A 3,421-nucleotide genomic window follows, 5' to 3' on the forward strand; every position below is an offset into this window, starting at 1 on the left:
GGGCCCGGGCGGGGCGGTGGCGGCCCTGGACGGGCACCTGGCACCGGCCGGGCGCTGTTGCCCGCGGGGGCTCCGCCGCGCCCGGCGGAGCGCTGCGCACCGGCGCTCTCGGAGGGGAACGACTCCTTGAGCTTGCGGACGACCGGTGCCTCGACTGTGGATGATGCCGACTTCACGAACTCGCCGAGATCCTTCAGTTTGGCAAGCACGGTCTTGCTGTCGACGCCGAGCTCCTTGGCGAGCTCATGTACGCGGGCCTTTCCTGCCACGGTGCTCCTTCGTTCGGCCCGCGGTCCGCCCGCGTGACCCTGGTTACCTGCTGGTCGTGATCATGGCTGCGTGCTCATCGCGCGGTCATCGCTGTCTCGACCTGCTTCCGTGTCGACATCGGGTGATGTCGTCCGATCTTCCGTCAGCCCCGCATCGGTGCGAGGCCTGTCCGTCCTACCGCTGCTCCCCGGCCGTGCGCCGCTGGACGAGGTGCGCCCTGACATGCTCAAGCCCGAGCGGCCCCGCGACCCGCAGCGCCCGCGGAAACGCCCTGCGGCGTTCCGCGAGGTCCAGGCATGCCAGATCGGGGTGCAGGTGTGCCCCCCGCCCAGGCATACAGCGGCGAACATCTGGTCTGAGCTCACCGCCTACCGCCACCGTACGCATCAGGTCCGACCGCGCCACCCGGGCACGACATCCCACACATGTACGGACCGGCTCCGCACGGCGTGCGCCCATCAGTCTATCTCGTTGCACCTGACGAGGGGCCGCCGGTAGCGGGAGATCTCCGTGGGAAGGACGGCGACGCGGCCCGCCGGGCACCCGCCTCCGCACCATCCCTTACCACTGCGTCACCAGCGCCTTCCGTATCCGAGTGTATGTCGATGCGCCACCCGGTCAGGCGTGCCGCCAGCCGGGCGTTCTGCCCCTCCCGGCCGATGGCGAGGGAAAGCTGGTAGTCCGGCACGACCACCCGCGCCGCGCGGACGGCGGGATCGGTGACCTCGACCCGCGCCACCCGCGCCGGTGACAGCGCGTTACCGACGAACGCGGCCGAGTCGGCGGACCAGTCGACGATATCGATCTTCTCACCGTGCAGCTCGGCCATGACGGCCCGCACCCGCGCTCCCATCGGGCCGATGCAGGCGCCCTTCGGGTTCACCCCGGCCACCGTCGACCGAACCGCGATCTTGCTGCGGTGGCCCGCCTCCCTGGCGATCGCGGCTATCTCCACCGTGCCGTCGGCCACCTCCGGCACCTCCAGCCGGAACAGGCCCTTGACCAGCTCCGGATGGGTCCGCGACAGGGTCACCGTGGGGCCGTGCACGCCCCGGGTGACGCTGACGACATAGCACTTGATCCGGTCCCCGTGCTCGAAACGTTCGCCGGGGACCTGCTCGGCGGGCGGCAGCACACCCTCGAGGGTGCCGAGATCGACCAGAACGACCTTCGACCCGGCCCGCTGCTCGTGGTGCTGGACGACGCCGGAGACGACCTCGTGCTCCCGGTCGGCATACTGCCCGTAGGTGATCTCCTGCTGGGCCTCGCGCAGCCGTTGCATGATCACCTGCTTGGCCGTCATCGTGGCGATCCGGCCGAAGTCCGCGGGGGTGTCCTCCCATTCCCGCGTCATCCCGTCCGGGGAGGTCTCGCGGGCGTACACCGCCACCTGCCCGGACGTCCGGTCGATGACCACCCGGGCGTCCGCGGCCGCCCCGTCGGTGTGCCGGTAGGCGGTCAGCAGCGCGGTCTCGATCGCCTCCACCAGGGTGTCGAAGGCGATGTCCTTCTCACGTTCGATGCCGCGCAACGCCGCCACGTCGAGTCTCATCGCTGCGCCTCCGCGTCCTGGGCCTCGCCGGCCGCGAGGACCTCGTCGCCTACAGGATGCTCGTCGCCCGCGGGATCCTCATCGCCGGTCGCGAGGTCCTCGTCGGCTGCGCGGAACTCCACCTGCACGGCGGCTCTGACCACGTCGGCAAAGGATATCCGCACCACGTCGCCGACGGCCGCGCGCCCACCCTCGGGCACCAGTTCGGCCGCCTGCTCGTCCGTGGCGCGCACCCGCCCGAGCAGCTGCCGGCCGTCCCGGGTGCGCACCGACACCAGCCGTCCGCGGGCCCGGCGCCAGTGCCGCGGCGCCACCAGCGGACGATCGACACCGGGCGAGCTGACCTCGAGGACGTACGGCCCGGCCAGCGGCGGGCCGCCGGCCGCCGGATCGGTCTCGGCGGCGTCGAGCACGGCCGAGGCCACCCGGCTGGCCTCGGCGGCCGCGTCCAGGTCCACTCCGCCGTCGCGGTCCACGACCACCCGGACCACGCTGCGGGATCCGGCCCGGCTGACGGTGACGTCCTCCAGGTCGAGCCCTCCCGCGGCCAGCGCGGGGGTGAGCAGGCGCACCAGCTCCGCCCGGGCGGAGCGGGGCCGGGTGTCCGGGCCTCGCGGCCGCGTCTGGGCGCGACGTCGCCCACCACCGGCATCGACGGCGGCGCCCCCGGCGTCGGCGGCACTGGTTGTGGCCACGGCGTCGCCCATGTCGACCCGCTCCTTTCTCGGATGGTGCTCTCCGGAGATCCTGAGCCTACGTCCGCCGTCGCTGTGACAAGCTGCTGGACCGTGAGCGTGACAGGTGCTGGCCGGCGGCCGAGCCGGCGGGGTGTTCTCGGTGCGCTCCCGCTGGCCGCGACGGCCGCGCTCACCGGCGCGCTCGCCAGTGAGCTCACCGGCTGTAGCTGGACCCGGTCGGCGTACGGCCCGGGCGGGCCTGGCGGCCCGGACACCGTCGACAACACCCTGCTCGAGGCGGTGACGCGGTCCGAACAGGGCCTGCTCGTCGCGTATGATCAGGCTATCCTCGCGCATCCGTCGATCGCCGCCACCCTGGCGGTGCTGCGTGCCCACCACGCCGAGCACGCCGGCCGTATCGGATCGGCAGTGACCGGCGGCTTCACAATCATGACCAGCCCACCGGGGACGCCCCAGCAGACCACAGTGCCCCAGCAGACCGCGGCATCCCAGCAGGCCACGGTCGCCGCGCTCGTCCAGCTGGAGCGGCAGGCCGCGGCTCTGCTGCGCGCCCGGTGCCTGACGGCGGCCGTGGGCGTCGTCCCCCTGCTGGCCAGCATCCACGCGTCCGAGCTCGCCCACGCCGACCTGCTCACCCAGCTGGCCAGGTGACCGCTGGTGACGGACGATCCGGGCACCGTCAGGGCGCTGTCCGGTCTGCTCGCGGTGCAGCACGCCGCCGTGTACGCCGCCGCCGCGGCCGGCGGCGCGCTGGCGCCGCTGCGGCCCGTCTCGGACCCGGCCCGGCTGCTCGCCCAGAGCGCCTACGGCGCCCACCGGGAGCTGCGGGACCGGCTGGTGGCCGAGATCCTCGGCCGCGGCGGCAGCCCGCCCGCGGCCGAGCCCGCGTACCAGCTGCCGG

6 protein-coding genes are annotated in these 3,421 nt (G+C 73.4%); 2 read left to right on the forward strand and 4 right to left on the reverse strand.

The features are described 5' to 3' along the window. The 4 genes from NBX02_RS18400 to rimP form a co-directional block, all read right to left on the reverse strand. Positions 1–269 (reverse strand): translation initiation factor IF-2 N-terminal domain-containing protein (locus NBX02_RS18400; RefSeq protein ID WP_250292395.1); only part of this gene is annotated, 269 nt, incomplete at its 3' end. A 175-nt stretch (positions 270–444) separates the two neighbouring features. Next, positions 445–828, reverse strand: coding sequence for a YlxR family protein (locus NBX02_RS23375; RefSeq protein ID WP_445548520.1), 384 nt, complete (start codon positions 826–828; stop codon positions 445–447). Further along, entirely contained in the window at positions 734–1,822 is a 1,089-nt protein-coding gene (gene nusA, locus NBX02_RS18410) for a transcription termination factor NusA (protein ID WP_250287379.1), read from the reverse strand. Before nusA ends, NBX02_RS23375 begins: the two co-directional genes overlap by 95 nt. Beyond that, positions 1,819–2,529 (reverse strand): ribosome maturation factor RimP, encoded by a 711-nt coding sequence (rimP, locus tag NBX02_RS18415; RefSeq protein WP_250287380.1) that lies wholly within the window; start codon positions 2,527–2,529, stop codon positions 1,819–1,821. The genes nusA and rimP overlap by 4 nt, the downstream gene beginning before the upstream one ends. 81 nt (positions 2,530–2,610) lie before the next feature. On the opposite strand from rimP, the gene NBX02_RS18420 reads away from it, so the two are divergent. Continuing rightward, positions 2,611–3,171, forward strand: coding sequence for a hypothetical protein (locus tag NBX02_RS18420; RefSeq protein ID WP_250292397.1), 561 nt, complete (start codon positions 2,611–2,613; stop codon positions 3,169–3,171). Positions 3,172–3,177: 6 nt separating this feature from the next. Then, the coding region (locus NBX02_RS18425) for a DUF4439 domain-containing protein (RefSeq protein WP_250292399.1) at positions 3,178–3,421 on the forward strand (244 nt) is incomplete at its 3' end.

The sequence above is a fragment of the Protofrankia sp. CiP1_Cm_nod1 genome, from assembly GCF_920888515.1.
GTDB lineage: Bacteria > Actinomycetota > Actinomycetes > Frankiales > Frankiaceae > Protofrankia.

Bases quoted from the DNA above. Each gene is read 5' to 3' on its own strand.
- rimP (WP_250287380.1), bottom strand. From the start codon at position 2,529: ATGGGCGACGCCGTGGCCACAACCAGTGCCGCCGACGCCGGGGGCGCC.
- NBX02_RS23375 (WP_445548520.1), bottom strand. From the start codon at position 828: ATGGTGCGGAGGCGGGTGCCCGGCGGGCCGCGTCGCCGTCCTTCCCAC.
- nusA (WP_250287379.1), bottom strand. From the start codon at position 1,822: ATGAGACTCGACGTGGCGGCGTTGCGCGGCATCGAACGTGAGAAGGAC.